General features: G+C 65.4%; 14 protein-coding genes. 12 read left to right on the top strand and 2 right to left on the bottom strand.

Features of this window, described 5'->3' with window-relative positions; translation table 11 throughout:
• Positions 1–2 precede the first annotated feature (2 nt).
• From CCC_RS15920 to CCC_RS15905, 4 genes are all read left to right on the top strand, one after another.
• Positions 3–770, top strand: coding sequence for an NAD kinase (locus tag CCC_RS15920; RefSeq protein ID WP_009871189.1), 768 nt, complete (start codon positions 3–5; stop codon positions 768–770).
• Between the two features lie 127 nt (positions 771–897).
• Entirely contained in the window at positions 898–1,947 is a 1,050-nt protein-coding gene (locus CCC_RS15915; RefSeq protein ID WP_041042050.1) for an AbrB family transcriptional regulator, read from the top strand.
• The gene (locus CCC_RS15910; RefSeq protein ID WP_009871187.1) at positions 1,944–2,426 is read left to right on the top strand and encodes a WbuC family cupin fold metalloprotein; all 483 of its coding nucleotides are present in this window, start codon (positions 1,944–1,946) and stop codon (positions 2,424–2,426) included. Before CCC_RS15915 ends, CCC_RS15910 begins: the two co-directional genes overlap by 4 nt.
• Before the next feature lie 177 nt (positions 2,427–2,603).
• A complete protein-coding gene (locus tag CCC_RS15905; protein WP_041042048.1) occupies positions 2,604–3,080 on the top strand; it encodes a DUF992 domain-containing protein in 477 nt (158 codons plus the stop codon).
• Positions 3,081–3,138: 58 nt separating this feature from the next.
• On the opposite strand, the gene CCC_RS15900 is transcribed toward CCC_RS15905, so the two are convergent.
• Together CCC_RS15900 and CCC_RS15895 are read right to left on the bottom strand one after the other, a co-directional pair.
• Positions 3,139–4,959 (bottom strand): hypothetical protein, encoded by a 1,821-nt coding sequence (locus tag CCC_RS15900; RefSeq protein WP_009871185.1) that lies wholly within the window; start codon positions 4,957–4,959, stop codon positions 3,139–3,141.
• Entirely contained in the window at positions 4,956–6,374 is a 1,419-nt protein-coding gene (locus tag CCC_RS15895) for a UDP-N-acetylmuramate--L-alanine ligase (protein ID WP_009871184.1), read from the bottom strand. Before CCC_RS15895 ends, CCC_RS15900 begins: the two co-directional genes overlap by 4 nt.
• A gap of 49 nt (positions 6,375–6,423) precedes the next feature.
• Here CCC_RS15895 and CCC_RS15890 point away from each other — a divergent pair, with 49 nt between their 5' ends.
• The 8 genes from CCC_RS15890 (at position 6,424) to boxC (ending at position 17,280) form a co-directional block, all read left to right on the top strand.
• Entirely contained in the window at positions 6,424–7,269 is an 846-nt protein-coding gene (locus CCC_RS15890; RefSeq protein ID WP_009871183.1) for an LD-carboxypeptidase, read from the top strand.
• 98 nt (positions 7,270–7,367) lie between these two features.
• Positions 7,368–8,240: a helix-turn-helix transcriptional regulator gene (locus CCC_RS15885; protein ID WP_009871182.1), complete on the top strand. Its 873-nt coding sequence runs from the start codon at positions 7,368–7,370 to the stop codon at positions 8,238–8,240.
• 31 nt (positions 8,241–8,271) lie between these two features.
• Positions 8,272–9,807 (top strand): NADH-ubiquinone oxidoreductase-F iron-sulfur binding region domain-containing protein, encoded by a 1,536-nt coding sequence (locus tag CCC_RS15880; protein ID WP_041042046.1) that lies wholly within the window; start codon positions 8,272–8,274, stop codon positions 9,805–9,807.
• Positions 9,804–12,485: a formate dehydrogenase subunit alpha gene (fdhF, locus tag CCC_RS15875; protein WP_009871180.1), complete on the top strand. Its 2,682-nt coding sequence runs from the start codon at positions 9,804–9,806 to the stop codon at positions 12,483–12,485. The genes CCC_RS15880 and fdhF overlap by 4 nt, the downstream gene beginning before the upstream one ends.
• Positions 12,486–12,601: 116 nt before the next feature.
• A complete protein-coding gene (locus tag CCC_RS15870; RefSeq protein ID WP_009871179.1) occupies positions 12,602–13,072 on the top strand; it encodes a 4-hydroxylaminobenzoate lyase in 471 nt (156 codons plus the stop codon).
• A gap of 10 nt (positions 13,073–13,082) precedes the next feature.
• Positions 13,083–13,871, top strand: a complete 789-nt coding sequence (locus CCC_RS15865) for an alpha/beta fold hydrolase (RefSeq protein ID WP_009871178.1) — start codon at positions 13,083–13,085, stop codon at positions 13,869–13,871.
• A 4-nt stretch (positions 13,872–13,875) separates the two neighbouring features.
• Positions 13,876–15,423 carry a 3,4-dehydroadipyl-CoA semialdehyde dehydrogenase gene (locus CCC_RS15860; RefSeq protein ID WP_009871177.1) on the top strand — a complete coding sequence of 516 codons (1,548 nt, stop codon included), beginning with the start codon at positions 13,876–13,878 and terminating at the stop codon, positions 15,421–15,423.
• 204 nt (positions 15,424–15,627) lie between these two features.
• The gene (gene boxC, locus CCC_RS15855) at positions 15,628–17,280 is read left to right on the top strand and encodes a 2,3-epoxybenzoyl-CoA dihydrolase (protein WP_009871176.1); all 1,653 of its coding nucleotides are present in this window, start codon (positions 15,628–15,630) and stop codon (positions 17,278–17,280) included.
• Positions 17,281–17,285: the final 5 nt, after the last annotated feature.

Below are 17,285 nucleotides of genomic sequence, written 5' to 3'. Positions count from 1 at the left end.
CGATGACCTTCAACTCCATCGCTTTCGTCGCCGCCGAGACCGAGGCCGCCAAGGCGGCATTGACCCGTCTTCAGGCCCGCTATCCCCATGTGCCGCCCGAAGAGGCCGATTTGATCGTCGCCCTGGGCGGTGATGGATTCATGCTGGAAACCCTGCACCGTTTCGTGGAGCGCCGGGTGCCCATCTACGGCATGAACCGGGGCAGCGTCGGCTTCCTGATGAACGTCTACCGCGAGCATGGGCTGATCGAGCGCCTGTCCAAGGCGGAAGAGGTGATTTTGCACCCCTTGCGCATGAAGGCACGGACCTCCTCGGGCGAGGAGGTGGAGGCGCTGGCCATCAACGAAGTGTCGTTGCTGCGCGAGACCCGTCAGGCGGCCAAGCTGCGCATCCGTATCGACGGCAAGATCCGCATGGACGAACTGATCTGTGACGGCATTCTGCTGTCCACTCCGGCGGGCAGCACCGCCTATAATCTTTCGGCCCATGGGCCGATCATTCCCTTGGGCGCGGGCATCGCGGCGCTGACCCCCATATCCGCCTTCCGGCCCCGGCGCTGGCGTGGCGCCCTGCTGCCCCATACCGCCAAGGTGGTGTTCGAGATTCTGGAAAGCGACAAGCGCCCGGTCAGCGCCGTGGCCGATTACACCGAGGCCCGCGACGTGGTCGAGGTGGAGGTGCGCGAGGACCGCTCCTGCGACCTGTTCATGCTGTTCGACCCCGAGCACAATCTGGAGGAACGCATCATCACCGAGCAGTTTCTGCCGTGATGATGCCTTTTTGCCCCTCAGTCGCCGGGCGGACCGCTCGCGCGGTCCTTGGCTTTGTCCGCTGCGCGTTCCCTTCGGTTCGCGCCATAAGGCGCGGCGGCCTTTGGCCTTGCCTCAGAGGACGCGAATGAATTCACCTCCAATTCGCTGGCTTACCGCCCTTGGCCTGGGCGCCGTGGGCGGCGGACTCTTCGCGGCACTTGATCTGCCGCTGCCCTGGATGCTGGGCGCACTGACCGCCACCACCCTGGCTTCGCTTGGCGGGATCAGGCCCGAGGTTCCCGTCCAGTTGCGCAGCGTGATGATCGCCGTGCTGGGTCTGATGCTGGGCAGCGCCTTTTCCCCCGAATTGCTGGGCCGGGTCGGGCGGTGGAGCGATTCCCTGCTGGTCTTGCTGTTGGCCACCGCCGCCAGTGGTCTGCTGGTCACCGTCTATCTTCAACGGAAATCGGACATGAGCCGGGTCACCGCCTTTTTTGCCGCCGCGCCGGGTGGCATCAACGAGATGGTGGTGACCGGCGGCGCCATGGGCGGCGACGAGAGGACCATCGCGCTGTCCCATTCCTTGCGCATTCTGCTGATCGTCTTCACGGTGCCCTTCGGCTATCGCCTGATCGCCCATGTCCATTCCGTGCCCATGGCCGACAGCATGGGGCTTTTGACCGATCTGGGCGCAAGGGATGCGCTTGTCATGGCGGGTTCGGCTCTGGTCGGATCCTTGTTGGCCCGGCTGATCCGTCTGCCAGCCTGGATGCTGACCGGTCCCATGCTGGCTAGCGCGGGTCTGCATCTGTCCGGGCTGACCGCCTTTCGTCCGCCCGCCGAACTGGTGGTGCTGGCCCAGGTGGTGACGGGCGCCTCAATCGGCTGCCGCTTCCGGGGTTTGTCCTGGGCCGAGATGGCGGCGATGGCCCGCCCGGCGCTGGGCGCCACCGCCATCATGCTGGTCCTGTCGGCGGGCGCCGCCGCCTTGCTGGCCATGGGCGGGCATTCGTCCTTCGGGGTTCTGCTGCTGGCCTTCGTGCCCGGCGGCATCGCGGAGATGTGTCTGGTGGCGCTGGCGCTGGGCCAGGATGTGGCCTTCGTTTCCACCCATCATGTGGTGCGGGTGGTGATGGTGATCATGCTGGCGCCGCCCCTCTTCAAACTGCTGGAACAACGGGGGAGGCGGTCATGAAGCTTATCCATTCACGGGACCTGGCCGAACTGAGCGCCCAGGCCGCCATGGGGCCACGGCGGCGGCTCAATATCAACCTGCACCCGGATGCCTCGGACCCGGTCCAGCGCATGGTGATCGCCTTCGAGCCAGAGACCTATATCCGTCCCCATCGCCATCCTGTTCAGTTCGAGACCTTCATCTGGCTGGGGGGCTGGGCGCGCCTGTTGTCATTCACCGATGACGGCCGGGTGGACGCGATCATTGATCTGGCCGGGGACGCGGCGCGCGTGGTGGAAATTCCGCCCGGCACCTGGCATTCGTTGGTGTCGCTGGCCGAGGGAACCCGGATGGTCGAGGTCAAACCCGGCCCCTACCGGCCCACCATGGAGGCGGACTTCGCCGCCTGGGCCCCGCCCGAAGGGCATGGGGAGGCGTCGGCATGCCGCGACTGGATGTCGGCATGTCTTGCCGGGCAAGCCCACAATTACAGGGCGTAATATTGTTGCGGCGCAACGGAACCCGGCTTGTGAATGTTTCATTCCGTCAAGGCAACCCGCTTTCCATTGCCGGATTCTATGCCATACTTCTGCCGGTTACCGCGTAGGGACTGACTAAAGTCGTGCCGATACGGCCTAAGTCACTGGGCGCGGGACAGGCAATGTGAGGAGGGGTCGATGAAGAAGTGGATTGCTTCGACGGTTGTCGCTTTGGCGGCTCTGTTCGCGTTTGGCAACGAGGCCCGCGCCGATGGCGGCGTGGTGTTGGGTATTCTGACCTGCAGCAAGACTGGAACCGGCACCACCTATGTGGTCCATTCCAGCAATCCGGTCGCCTGCGAATATAACGGCGTCGGTGGTCCGTCCAAATATACCGGCACCAGCGGCATCCTGTTCGGCATCGATCTCGAGATCGAGCACATTGAGGGCATGGGCTATCTGGTCATCGGCGGCACCATGACCAACAAGGACAGCCTGGCCGGATATTATATCGGCGCCAAGGCCTCGATCACCTTCGGTCTCGGCCTTGCCGCGCAGGCCGGTTTGGCCGGTATCGGCAACGACATCGTCCTGGTTCCGGTCGGCCTGGGCGGCCAGATCGGCATCGGTGCCACCGCCGGTCTTTCCTATGCGGATCTGAAGGGCGCCAAGTAACGCTCTTCGTCGCGACGAGAAAGGGCGGAACGGGCAACCGTTCCGCCCTTCTTTATTTTCACGGCCATTGCTTGGGAATGACGCGGCCGGGATAGGGGAAGGCCTCTGCCACATGCCAGCTATTGCCCTCGCGGTGCACCAGCAAGGCGCCCTCGGTCGCGGGCAGGTTCAGCCGCTCCTGGCCTGACAGAACGATGGCCCAATCGGTGGGGGCGCCGTTCAGCCAGACCAGGGGATCGGCGACGCTGAAGGCGGAGAAGCCGCGGCTGAAACGCTTGCGATCGTTCCACTCATAAATGGCCATCACCTGGGACAGGCCACTGCCATGGGGGTCCATCACCTCGATGGTGGCGGTGGGCGGCACCATGGCGGGCAATTGCCGCAGAGTCTGGCGGTAGTGGATCTTCATGGGATCGAGGTCGAAGCGGATATACCAGGCGGTGGCCAGGGGTCCGGCCAGGGTCAGGAAGACGGCGGCGATGCCCAGCCCCCTCATCCATGTCCGCCCCGCAAAGCGTCCCAGATAGCGCCCGGCCAGCATGGCGGCGGGCAGGGTGACCGCCAGCCCCACATGGGTATTGTAGCGCCAGAAGGACATGACGTTCAGGCCGTCCTGGGCGCCGAATACCGCCACATAAGTGGTCAGCAGGAACAGGTTGTAGCCCACGAACAGCATGCCGACGACGGCGGACAGACGGTCCAGGCGGTCGCGGCAGCGGATCAATCCCATCAGCCCGAACGCCGATACCGCAAGGCCCAGGCCGAAATGCCCGCCTTTCTGGCTGGCGACGCTGCCCATGGCCTGAATGATGGCCGGGATCAGATGGATGTTCCAATCGGCGAAGGGGCGGACCCCCATTTCCTGGCCGCTGAGATATTGGCTCACATGCCAGCGCCATAATCCGGCGCAGAGCAGGGGCAGGATCAAAGCGGGCAGCCACTCCCGGCCGAGCAGGGCGCGCGGGCCCCGATTACGCACCGTCATCAGCACCGCCGCCCCGAAGGCGCAACCGAACAGCGCGGCATTACCGGGCTTGACCGCCAGAAGCGCCCCGCCGATCAGGCCGAAGGCCAGACCCCAGCGCCAATTGCTCTCGCCATCCTCCTTGGTGCTCAGCCGCTCGGCGGCGACCACCAGGGTGGCGACCAGGAAGGCGGTGATCACATCGGCATAGGCCGAGAAGGCCAGCTTGGGCACGAAGGACGGCGATAAAAGCGTGGCGAACAGCAGGGCCGTCGCCCACAGGCCGGGGCCGGGGCGATTGATGCCCGCCGCTTCGGCTGCCAGCTTTCCCAGAAGGATGGCGAAGAGGCCGAGCACCATTGTGTTGAGCAAGGCCGGGATGGCCTCGGAAAAGCCGATTAGGGCCATGGCCGCTTCGCCCACCATGGGCCAGGCATAGGGATAGGCGGCGCAGCAACTGGCGATGGTCGGGGCATCCGGCCCGCCGGGAAGCTGGTGATAGCTGGCCAGATACCGGAAGGCGTGCAGCCAGTGGCTGAACTCGTCCCACTCCGACCCATGCCGGTCGGACAGCAGCAAAAGCAGCGGCAACAACAGCGCCAGGCCGATTCCCGCCGGACGGGCCCAATGGGCCAGTTCCCCGCGTCGGACCCAGGCGGCTCCGGCGGCAAGGATTGTGGCCGCCGCGATCCCGATCCTCAGGCTGATTCCCGCCACGCCCAAAGCGGTGAGCAACAGGACATAGGCCCCCATGCCAGCGGCGAAGGCGGTAGCCGGGTCGCCGCGGCGCAGCAGGCCGAGGCCCAACAGGACGCCGCCAGTGATGACCACCAGCCCGGTGATCACGGGAAGTGGAGAAACGACCACCCCGGACAGAGTGTCCAAGGTGAGCGGCGCGATCTTGGCGATGCTCATGATTGATCCAGCCCGATGGAAGGAAGACGGCCGAGGATGTCCTCGGCGAAGAGGGAAAGGGTGTCGTCCCTGGCCCCCATGATGACGATGCGGTCGCCGGGCCGGGCCATCTTGACCAGGGCGTCGCCGCAGGCGGCGCGTTCGGGGATCGCCAGGGCCTTATGGCCCCGCGCAGTGACGGCTTCGGCGATATGATCGCTGGTCACCGAACGGTCGACCGTGCCGCCGAAATAGACCGGGTCGGGCATGATCAGAACGTCGTCCGGCCCTAGCTTCCCGGCGAAGCAGGCGACGAATTCGTCCTTCATCAGGCGCAGCGGCCCGAACCCATGGGGCTGGAACATGACCAGCAGGCGTCCCGGCCAGTCGTGCAGGGTGGCCAGGGTTGCGGCGATCTTGTCGGGGTTGTGGGCGAAGTCGTCGATGACCGTCACGCCGCCCCTGCTGCCCACGGTCTCCAGGCGGCGGCGCACGCCGGAAAATTCGCCCAGCGCCCTTGCCGACTCCTCCAGGCCAAGCCCGGCGGCCCGCGCGGCAGCCAGGGCGGCCAGGGCGTTAGCGACGTTGTGGCGACCAGGGACCAACAGCTTGACCGCTACGGCTTGGCCATTCTTTTCTCGCGCCGTGAAACCGATGCCATCGGGGGCGGGCGTGATGTCCTCGGCCCGAAGATCGGCGCCCGTGTCGTTCAGGCTGTAAGTGCGCAGCCTGTCGGCAGGCAAGGTGGCGGCCAGGGCCGCCGTCTCGTCATTGTCCAGATTGAGAACCGCTATCCGCGCCTTGGCGGTGAAGTCGGCGAACAGGCGGCGCAACTCGTCCATGGATTTGTGGTCGAGCGCGATATTGTTCACCAGGGCGATCTGGGGCGTGTAATTGGCGATGGAGCCGTCGCTCTCGTCCACCTCGGCCACGAAGGCCGGGCCCGCTCCCACCAATGCGCTGGAAAAGGGCGAGTCGGGGCGGACGAAATTCTTCATCACCGCGCCGTTCATCACCGTGGGCCGCTGGCCGCATCGCTCTAACACCCATCCCAGCATGCCGGTGGTGGTGGATTTGCCGCTGGTGCCTGCGATGCCGATGGGAAGCGTTGAGGCGTTGAACAACCGGGCCAGCAATTGCGGCCGGGTCAGCATGGGGGCGCCCTGCGCGCGGGCCGCCACCACGTCGGGCACCGTGTCTTCCACCGCCGCCGAGGTGACCAGGACCTGGGCCGGGTCGGTGATGCCGCTGCCATCCTGGGGGAACAGGCGGATGCCTAACCCTTGCAGATATTCGAATTTGGGCGCCAAGCGCCCCTGGTCCAGGGATCGGTCGGACCCGGCCACTTTGTGGCCGCGGGCATGGACGATCAGCGCCAGGGGAAGCATGCCGCTGCCGCCGATGCCGCAAAAGAAATAGGGGGTGTCTCGCTCCATGGGCGGAGGCTACAATTCGCCGACCGGTACGGCAAGGGGATCGACGTAGATGGCGGTGGGCAAGACCAGGATCGGCATCGTCGCGCCGGGAACGGCCATCGATCGCGACATCTCCGGGCGGGTGGCGGCCCTGGCGGAGCGTCTTTACCCCGATGGCCGGGTGGACCTGATCTTCCACCCCCAATGCTTCGAGACCTGGGGCCATTTCGCCGGAAACGACGAGGCGCGGACCGGGGCGCTTGTCCAATACGCCAATGATGACAGCCTGGACGCTGTGTGGTTCGCCCGTGGCGGCTATGGCGCCTGCCGCCTGATCGAGGGGCTGTTGCCGTCCTTAAGCGAGGCGGCGCGGCGCAAGGTCTATATGGGCTATTCCGACGCAGGCTCGCTACTGGGCGCGCTTTACGGGCGCGGCTTTCATCATCTGGCCCACGGTCCCATGCCGGTGGACATCATCCGGCCGGGGGGAGAGGCGGCGGTGGCCCGCGCCCTGTCCTTCCTGGTGGAGCGCAAGATCGAGGCGTTGGAGCCCTCCCTGTCGGCGGAAGTTCCGGCGGCGGCTTTCAATCTCACCATTTTGTGCCATCTGCTGGGCACGCCCTGGCAGCCCGATCTGTCGGACCATGTGCTGATGGTCGAGGAAGTGTCGGAATACATGTACCGCATCGACCGCGATCTCTTCCAACTGACCAGCAATCCCGCCCTGCGCCGTGTGGTCGGGCTGAAACTGGGCCGCTGCTCCGACATTCCGCCCAACCAGCCCGATTTCGGACAAAGCGAGGAACAGGTGGCGCGCGCCTGGTGCAAACGGTCCGGCATCGCCTATCTGGGCCGCGCCGATATCGGCCACGATGTGGGCAACAAGGTGGTGCCGTTTGGATTGTGGCGGGTTTGAACGCTATTTGTGCACCATAGTGCAGGTCCGGGCTAGCCAATCGGGAAAAGCCGTGCTTCACTGACTGCCGGGCAACAGGATTTCGGGCACGGGGGATCATGGTCGAACAGGCGGAATTCGCCGTTCTTTCCAGGCGGTTGGGCGATCGGGTCAAGGCATTCCGCGCCCGGCGCGGCATGTCGCGCAAGGATCTGTCCAGCCATGCCGGTATTTCCGAGCGCTATCTCGCCCAACTGGAGGGCGGCCAGGCCAATGTCAGCGTCAATATCCTGTGGCTGCTGGCCCAGGCCATGGATACCGCCATCACCGACCTGATCGAGGCGGAATCCGAGACCGGCCATCCCGATCTGCCGCTGGCCAAGAAGTTCCTGGATCAGCTGAACCCCGATCAGCAATCCGAGGCTTATGTCCTGCTGCGCCAGAACTTCAAGCGCGGCCTGAAGCTCAAGCGCCGGGTGGCGCTGATCGGCCTGCGGGGCGCGGGCAAGACCACGCTGGGCCAGGCGGTGGCCGAGCGTTTTGCCTCCCCCTTCGTGCGCATCACCTCGGTGATCGAGCAGATGGCGGGCATGGACATGACCGAGATTTTGCTGTCCACCGGTCAGAAGGGCTATCGCAAGCTGGAATATTCCGCCCTGGAGAACACGGTGGAGGCTCAGCCCTCCATGGTGCTGGAGGCGGGCGGCTCGCTGGTCTCCGAGCCCAGAACCTTCGAATTGCTGCTGCAGTCGTGCTTTACCGTCTGGGTCCAGGCGACGCCCGAGGACCATATGCGCCGCGTCATGGGCCAGGGCGATCTGCGCCCCATCGCCGGGCAGCAAATGGCCGCCATGGAAGACCTTCGGGCCATTCTCGATGCCCGGCGCCATCTCTATGGCCGGGCCGACGCGGTGCTCAACACGTCGGGCCGCAGTATCGCCGACAGCACCGAGGAATTATCGCGGCTTTGCGCCCCCCATCTGGGGCTGTGATTTTTCAGCCTGATGCACTATAGTGCAGTCCATGAGCGCCACCCCCCGCACCCATCGCCGTCTCGGTCCCCCCGCCGCCTCGCCCGAATGCGTGGCCGAAGTGGAGGCCCTGCTGCCCGACGATTTCCGCCGCCGCGATCTGCTGATCGAGAATCTGCACGCGTTGCAGGACCGTTTCGGCGGGCTGTTCCGCCGCCATCTTACCGCTCTGGCCGAGGAGATGCGGCTTAGTCCCGCCGAAGTGCAGGAGGTGGCCAGCTTCTATGCCCATTTCCGCCTGCTGGATGACGACGAGGCCGCGCCTGGGGCCGTCTTACGCCGCTGTACCGGCCCGGCCTGCGCCATGCGGATGCCGGAGCGAGTGCCCGAGGGTGTCGTGGTCGAGGAGGCGCCTTGCATGGGGCTGTGCGATCACGCCCCGGCCAGCCTGCCGGGTAAGGGTGTGGTGTCCGATGCGATCCTCCACGAGGATTACCCTGTTCTCGCCCGCTGCCGGTCGGGGGAGCTGCCTCGCGACGAGGTGCTGGCCGAGTTGGAGCGGGCGGGTCTGCGCGGCATGGGGGGCGCGGGCTTTCCCACGGCGCGCAAGTGGCGCGCCGTGGCGGCCCGGCCCGGTCCCCGGCTGGTGGTGGTCAATGCCGATGAGGGCGAGCCCGGCACTTTCAAGGACCGCTGGTTCCTGCAAACCAACGCCGCCCGCGTGCTGGAAGGCGCCCTGATCGCCGCCTGGGCGGTGGAGGCGGACGAGGTCTATCTCTATCTGCGCGACGAGTATGCCGACCTGCATAAGCTGCTGACGGTCCTGATCCGGGCCTTGCCCGGTTCGGTGCCCGTCCATCTGCGGCGCGGCGCCGGGGCCTATGTCTGTGGCGAGGAATCGGCGCTGATCGAAAGCCTGGAGGGCAAGCGCGGCCTGCCGCGCCAGCGTCCGCCCTATGTGGCCGAGGTCGGACTGTTCGGGCGGCCCACCGTGGTCAATAACGTCGAGACCCTGTATTGGGTAAGCCGCATCCTGGCCGAGGGGGCGGAGCTGTTCACCGATGAGGGCCGCAACGGGCACCGGGGCTTGCGCACCTATTCCGTTTCCGGAAGAGTTCGCCTGCCCGGCGTCAAGATCGCCCCCAACGGCATCACCATCACCGAACTGATCGAGGAATTCTGCGGCGGCATGGAGGACGGGCACCAGCTTCGCGCCTATCTGCCGGGCGGGGCCTCGGGCGGGTTCCTGCCCGCCCATGTCACGCCGCCCCTGGCCTTCGGCGCCATCGAGGAGCATGGCGGCTTTATCGGTTCGGCGGCGGTGGTGGTGTTCTCGCAAGAGGACGATCTTCGGGCGCATGCGCTGAACCTCGCCCGCTTTTTCGCCCATGAAAGTTGCGGCCAGTGCACGCCGTGCCGGGTGGGAACGGCCAAGGCGGCGGATCTGTTGGCCAGCCCCCGCTGGGACGAGGATCTGCTGAATGATCTGGCCCAGGTGATGCGCGACGCCTCCATCTGCGGCCTGGGCCAGGCGGCGCCCAATGTCTGGCAGAGCCTGCTGCGCCATTTCCCCGAGGTGGTGACATGATCCGCTTCGTCCTGGACGGCGCCGAGGTCGAGGCCAAGGAGGGCGAGACCATCTGGCAGGTGTCAAAGCGCTTAGGCACCACGATCCCTCATCTCTGTCACACTGACCGGCCGGGCTTCGAGCCAGAGGGCAATTGCCGCGCCTGCGTGGTGGAAATCAAGGGCGAGCGCGTCCTGGTGGCGTCTTGCCGACGCCTTCCCACCCCCGGCATGGTGGTGGAGAGCCGGGGCGAGCGGGTGGAGAAGTCCCGCCGACTGGTCTTCGAACTGCTGCTGGCCGATCATGTCTCGCCCGACCTGGACTCCGCCTTTCTCGGCTGGGCCAAGGCGGTGGGGGTGGAACAAAGCCGTTTCGCCCCCAGGACGGCGTCTTGCGCGCCCGACACCTCCCACCCCGCCATGGCGGTGCGCCTGGATGCCTGCATCCACTGCGCGCTGTGCCTTCGGGCCTGCCGCGATGTTCAGGTCAACGACGTCATCGGCATGAGTGGCCGGGGGGCGCACAGCCGCATCAGTTTCGACTTTGCTGATCCCATGGGGGCCAGTTCCTGCGTCGGCTGCGGCGAATGCGTCCAGGCCTGCCCCACCGGAGCCTTGGCTCTGGCGGGTGGGCCGGTCAGGGCGGAGCGGATGGTGGACAGCCTGTGCCCCTATTGCGGCGTGGGATGTCAGCTCACCTATCATGTGACGGGCGATGCCATCATCGCCGCCACGGGGCGTGACGGTCAGGCCAATCACGAGCGCCTATGCGTCAAGGGCCGTTTCGGCTTTGATTATTCCCGCCATCCCCAGCGCCTGACCGTACCGCTGATCCGAAAGGACGGCGTGCCCAAGGAGCCGCTCGACCCCGCCGATCCCTTCACCCATTTCCGCCCCGCCTCTTGGGAAGAGGCGCTGGATCGGGCGGCGCAAGGGTTCAAACGCCTGCCCAAATCGGCTCTGGCCGGGCTGGGCTCGGCCAAGGGCTCCAACGAGGAGGCCTATCTGTTCCAAAAGCTGGTGCGCACCGGTTTCGGCACCAACAATGTGGATCACTGTACGCGGCTGTGCCATGCCTCCTCGGTGGCGGCGCTGCTGGAGGGCATCGGTTCGGGCGCGGTCACCGCGCCGGTGGCCGAGGTGGCCAATGCCGATCTGATCATCCTGATCGGCGCCAATCCTTCGGCCAATCATCCGGTGGCGGCCAGCTTCATCAAGAATGCGGTAAAACGGGGCGCGCAACTGGTGATCCTCGATCCCAGGGGCCAGGCGCTGACCCGTTTCGCCAGCCATCATCTCAAATTCAAGAACGGTACGGATGTGGCGCTCTTGAACGCCATGCTGCACACCATCGTTGCCGAGGAGATCTACGACCGCGACTTCGTGGCGGCGCGCACCACCGGGTTTGCCCAGCTGGCCGAACATCTAAAGTCCTATTCCCCCGAAGCCATGGCGCCGCTTTGCGGCATCGATGCCGGGACCATACGAATGGTGGCCAGAGCCTATGCCCGGGCCGGATCCGCCATGATCTTGTGGGGCATGGGCGTGTCGCAGCACAGCCACGGCACCGACAATTCGCGGGCTCTCATCGCCCTGGCCCTGCTCTGTGGTCAGCTGGGCAAGAAGGGCAGCGGCCTGCATCCGTTACGAGGTCAAAATAATGTCCAGGGCGCCTCGGATGCCGGGCTGATTCCCATGATGCTGCCCGATTACGGACGGGTGGGGATCGAGGCGGCGCGAAGCCGGTTCGAGGCCGGTTGGAGCGTCGATCTCGACCCCAATCCCGGTCTTACCGTTGTCGAAATGATGGATGCGGCGGCGGCCGGAACCTTGCGCGGTATGTATATCGAGGGCGAGAATCCGGCCATGTCCGACCCCGACCTCGCCCATGCCCGCGAGGCCCTGGCGGGTCTGGATCATCTGGTGGTGCAGGATATTTTCCTAACGGAAACCGCCATGCTGGCCGATGTGGTTCTGCCCGCGTCCAGCTTCTTCGAGAAGACCGGCAGTTTCACCAATACGGACCGCCATATTCAGATGGGGCGCCAGGTGATCGATCCGCCGGGCGAGGCGCGGCCCGATCTGTGGATCATCACGGAAATGGCCAAACGCCTGGGTCTGGACTGGACCTATACCGGGCCGGACGAGGTGTTCGACGAGATGTGCGGCCTGATGGGCTCGTTGTCGGGCATCACCTGGAAGCGGCTGGATGCCGAGGGCGGCATCACCACGCCGGGCGGCAAGGCCATCTTGTTCGGCGAGAGCTTTCCCACAGAGGACGGCAAGGCACGGCTGGTCCCGGCCAAGGGCCTGTCTGCGGCGGAAAATCCGGATTCCGATTATCCCTTCGTGCTGTCCACGGGCAGAGTGCTGGAGCACTGGCATACGGGCTCCATGACGAGGCGGTCGGGCGTATTGGACCGTCTTCAGGGCTTGCCCGCCGTCAATGTCAGCCCGGCCGACATGGAACGGCTGGGCCTGACCGAGGGTGCAAGGGTGCGCCTTGAAAGCCGACGGGGCAGCGTGGAGGCGGCGGTTGCGGCGGATTCCAGGCTGTCGCCGGGGGCCTTGTTCCTGCCCTTCTGCTTCACCGAGGCGGCGGCCAATTGGCTGACCAATCCGGTACTGGACCCGGTGGGCAAGATTCCCGAACTGAAAGTCTCGGCCGTGCGGCTGGTCCCTCTTCGTCATCCCGGATAGCGCTACGCTTTGGCCGGGATGACGGGAGAGGAAAATGATCATGCATTATAATGCTTCTAAGATGGAAAATGCGGTGATATAGTTCCGAAACTTCGCCGTTTCGGGAGCATCGAGCCGTGTCCAAGTCCGCATTCAAGGCGCTGGTGGCGCAGGTAACCTCTTCCATTGCCGGACTGCCGGTCGATGCCTCCTTGGGCGCGGTGCTGAACGCGCGGTTCCCCGAGGACGGCGAGTTGTTCAAATCCATCGAGGCGGCCTGTCACAAAGCCATCGGCGAAGGCTGGATGTGCGAGAACGAGCATGGCGGCATCCGCTATGGCCGGGTCGCCGAGGCCGACAGCGAACTGTCGGGCTTTTCCATCGATGTGGTCCATATGAAGGATGTGGCGGGGCCGCGCCATCGCCACCCCTTGGGCGAGATCGACATGATCATGTCCATCGACCCAGCGGCCAAGTTCGACGGAGCGCCGCGCGGCTGGCTGGTCTATGGCCCCGATTCGGTTCATCGCCCGACGCTCACCGAAGGCGCGGCCTTGGTGCTTTATCTTCTGCCTGACGGGCAGATCGATTTCTCGCGGCCCAAGTGAGGGCTGGCTCATGTGGCGCGAGCATCAGCACGGCCTGATCGACCTGGGCGACCAACGCCTGGAATACCGCTGGGTCCATCCGCACAGGCCGGGCCTGCCCAGTTTGGTCTTCCTGCACGAGGGACTGGGATCGGTGGGCATCTGGCGGGATTTTCCCGATAAGGTGGCCGAGGCCACGGGATGCGGGGTGTTCCTCTATTCCCGCGCGGGCTATGGCCGCTCCAGCCCCGTGGATCTGCCCCGGCCGCTGACCTACATGCATCACGAAGGCCTGGACGTTCTGCCACGCCTGCTGGCCCATCTGGACTTAGGGCCAGTGGTGCTGATCGGTCATTCCGATGGCGCGTCCATCGCCTTGATCCATGCGGGGGGTACGCCTGCCCCCGATATCAAGGGCGTGGTCTGTCTGGCACCCCATGTGATGAATGAGGAGATCTGCGTCGCCTCCATCCGCGACGCCAAGACCGCCTATGAGAGCGGCGATCTGCGGGCGCGGCTGATGAAGCTGCATCACGACAACGTGGATTGCGCCTTTTGGGGCTGGAACGGCGCCTGGCTCGATCCCGATTTCATGAAATGGAACCTGGAGGAATTCCTGCCCGGCATCACGGTGCCGGTGATGGTGATCCAGGGCCGTGACGACGAATACGGCAGCGCCGTTCAGTACGATTCCATCAAAGCCAAGGCCGGAGCGGGCGCCGAAGTGGTGCTGCTCGAATCCTGCCGCCATTCCCCCCACAAGGACCAGCCGGAAGCGGTGCTTGCCGCCATCACGCGCTTTGTCCAATCCGTAGGATGACTCCATGATCCGTTTGCAGAGCTACCTGGCCGGGCGTTGGCAGGATGGTGCCGGTTCGGGCGCGCAATTGAAGGACCCGGTGAGCGGCGAGGTGCTGGCCACCGCTTCCGGCGACGGTCTGGACATGGCCGAAGCCCTGGCCCATGCCCGGACCAAGGGCGGACCGGTGCTGCGTGCCCTGTCATTCGCCGCCCGTGCCGGGCTGATCAATGCGGTGGCAGGCGTGCTGGCCGAGAATCGCGAGCGTTACAATTCCATCGCGCTGGCCAATTCCGGCAATACGGCGCTGGATGCGGCCCTGGACGTGGATGGCGGCATCGGAACGCTGAAATACTACGCCTCCATCGGGCGCAAGCTGGGCGAGGCCCATCTGCTGGCCGAGGCCACCGACGACCAACTGACCAAGGACGAGGCCTTTCGTGGCCGCCATATCTGGACCACCATCCAGGGTGTGGCGGTGCATATCAACGCCTTCAACTTCCCCTCCTGGGGGCTGTGGGAGAAGGCGGCGGTAAGCCTGTTGGCCGGTGTGCCGTTCCTGGCCAAGCCCGCAACGGCGACCTGCCTTCTGGCCTATGAGATGGTCAAGGATGTGGTCGAAGCGGGCGTGCTGCCCGAGGGCGCCCTATCGCTGCTGTGCGGCGGTGGGCGTGATCTGATGGATCATCTGCAGCCGGGCGACGTGGTGGCCTTTACCGGGTCGGCCGATACGGCGGCTCAACTGCGTTCGAATCCCAATGTCATCGCCGCCAATATCCGCTTCGCGGTGGAGGCGGATTCCTTGAACCTTTGCGCCCTTGGGCCGGACGCCAAACCGGACGGGGCCGAGTTCGCCGCCTTCATCAAGGAAGTCTCGCGCGAGATGACGGTCAAGGCGGGGCAGAAATGCACCGCCATCCGCCGAATCCTGGTTCCCCGTGACCGGATGGACGCCGTGGTCGATGGGCTGAAAGCCGCTCTGGCCAAGGCTTTGATGGGTGATCCCCGCACCGAGGGCGTGCGCATGGGGCCGCTGGTCAGCCGCGCCCAGGCGATGGCCGCCTGGGGCGGATTGGAGACTTTGAAGGCCGAAACCCAGGTGGTGGCGGGCGGCGGCAACGACGATGGTGGTTGTTTCGTGCCGCCGACGTTGCTGCTGTGCAACAATCCCCTGGCGGCGACGGCGGTGCATGAGGTCGAGGTCTTCGGACCCGTCGCCACCTTGATGCCCTATGACAGCGTGGAACAGGCGGTGGAATTGGCGCGCAGGGGCGGCGGTTCCCTGGCGGCCTCAGTCTTTTCCGGCGATTGCGCCTTCCTGGCCGATTTCGTTCCCGCCATCGCGACCAGTCATGGCCGCGTCCTGGTGGTGGACGGTTCGGTGGCCGCCAGCCATTCCGGCCATGGCGTGGTCATGCCCCACTGCACCCATGGCGGCCCAAGCCGCGCTGGTGGCGGCGAGGAACTGGGCGGCTTGAGGGGCCTGCGCTTCTACATGCAGCGCAGCGCCGTTCAGGGCAGCCGGGCCATGCTGGATGCCATGACCCAAGGCGCGGCGGTGGTCGCACTTTAAGAAGGCCCTCACCCTCCCGGTCTGACGGCCGGGTCCCTCCCTCTCCCGCGCGCGGGAGAGGGTTGAAGGCGGCGTCCGCCTCCCCACATGCACGATAATGCACGTGAATCGGCAAAGCGGTACTTTAATACCAAATTGCTCTTGCGAATAATTCCAAACGTGCATTATAGTGCATTCAGTCATTCCAACCGAGGCGGCACGCCCATGATCAACTTTCAAACCTCCCCCGAGAGCTACCGTCACTGGAAGCTGTCCTTCGACGGTCCGGTGGCGACGCTGACCATGGATGTGGACCCGGCATCCACGCTGGCGCCGGGCTACGAGCTGAAGATGAATTCCTACGATCTGGGCGTTGATATCGAGCTCTACGACGCGGTGCAGCGTCTGCGCTTCGAGCACCCCGAGGTGCGCGCCGTGGTCATGGCCTCCGCCAACCCCAAGATTTTCTGCGCGGGCGCCAATATCAAGATGCTGGGTGTCTCCAGCCATGGTCACAAGGTCAACTTCTGCAAGTTCACCAACGAGACCCGCAATTCCATCGAGGACGCCACCGACAATTCGCGCCAGACCTATTTGTGCGCGGTGACCGGCACGGCCGCCGGCGGCGGCTACGAACTGGCTCTGGCCACCGACTACATCATGATGGTCGATGACGGCAATACGGCGGTGTCCCTGCCGGAAGTGCCCCTGCTGGCCGTGCTGCCCGGCACCGGCGGCCTGACCCGCGTGGTGGACAAGCGAAGAGTGCGCCGCGATCTGGCCGACATCTTCTGCTCCATCGAGGAAGGCGTGAAGGGCAAGCGCGCCGTGGAATGGCGTCTGGTGGACGAGGTGGTTCCGTCCTCGGCCTTCAAGGCGGCCCTGGCCAAGAAGGCCGCCGAACTGGCCGCCAAATCCGACCGTCCCACTTCCGAGAAGGGCGTGGTGCTCTCCCAGGTGTCGCGCGTCATCGGCACCGACAGCGTCACCTATCCCCACATCGACATTACTTTCGACCGCTCGACGCGGGCCGCCAATATCACGCTGAAGGGGCCCAAGGCCGCCTGTCCCGCCGATCTGGCCGGGATCAAGGCCCAAGGCGTGGACTTCTACCCCCTGGCGCTCGCCCGCGAGTTGGACGACGCCATCTTGCACCTGCGCGCCAACGAGACCACCGTCGCCACCTGGGTGTTCCGCGCCGAAGGCGATTCCGATCTGGTCATGGGTTATGACGCCGCGTTGCAAAAGTTCGGCGCCTCGGACTGGCTGGTGCGGGAAGTCCTTCTTTACTGGAAGCGCACACTCAAGCGTCTGGACGTCACCAGCCGCACCCTCTTCGCCCTGGTGGAGCCCGGTTCTTGCTTTGCCGGTTTCGTCGCCGAGATCCTGTTCGCCGTGGACCGCTCCTTCATGTTGGACGGTACCTTCGAGGACTCGACCCTGCCTCCCGCCGCCATTCGGCTTTCGGGCCTCAATTTCGACGGCCTGCCCATGGGCAACGGCATCTCGCGTCTGGCCACCCGCTTCCTGGGCGAGCCCGACAGCGTGGGCAAGGCGCGTGACGCCATCGGCCAGGATCTGGACGCAGGCGAATGCGCCAAGCTTGGTCTGGTCACCGGAACCCCCGACGACATCGATTGGGAGGACGAGATCCGCCTGATGATCGAAGAGCGGGCCTCCTTCTCCCCCGATTCTCTGACCGGCATGGAAGCCAATCTGCGCTTCGCCGGTCCCGAAACCATGGAAACCAAGATCTTCGGCCGCCTGACCGCCTGGCAGAACTGGATCTTCCAGCGCCCCAATGCCGTCGGCGACGGCGGAGCCTTGAAGCTCTACGGCACCGGCAAGCGCGCCGCCTACAATCAGGAAAGGGTGTAACCGTC

This window comes from Paramagnetospirillum magnetotacticum MS-1 (assembly GCF_000829825.1).
Lineage (GTDB): Bacteria > Pseudomonadota > Alphaproteobacteria > Rhodospirillales > Magnetospirillaceae > Phaeospirillum > Phaeospirillum magnetotacticum.
The sequence above is the reverse complement of the archived record's forward strand: the minus strand, read 5'-3'. Positions and strand labels throughout refer to the sequence as shown.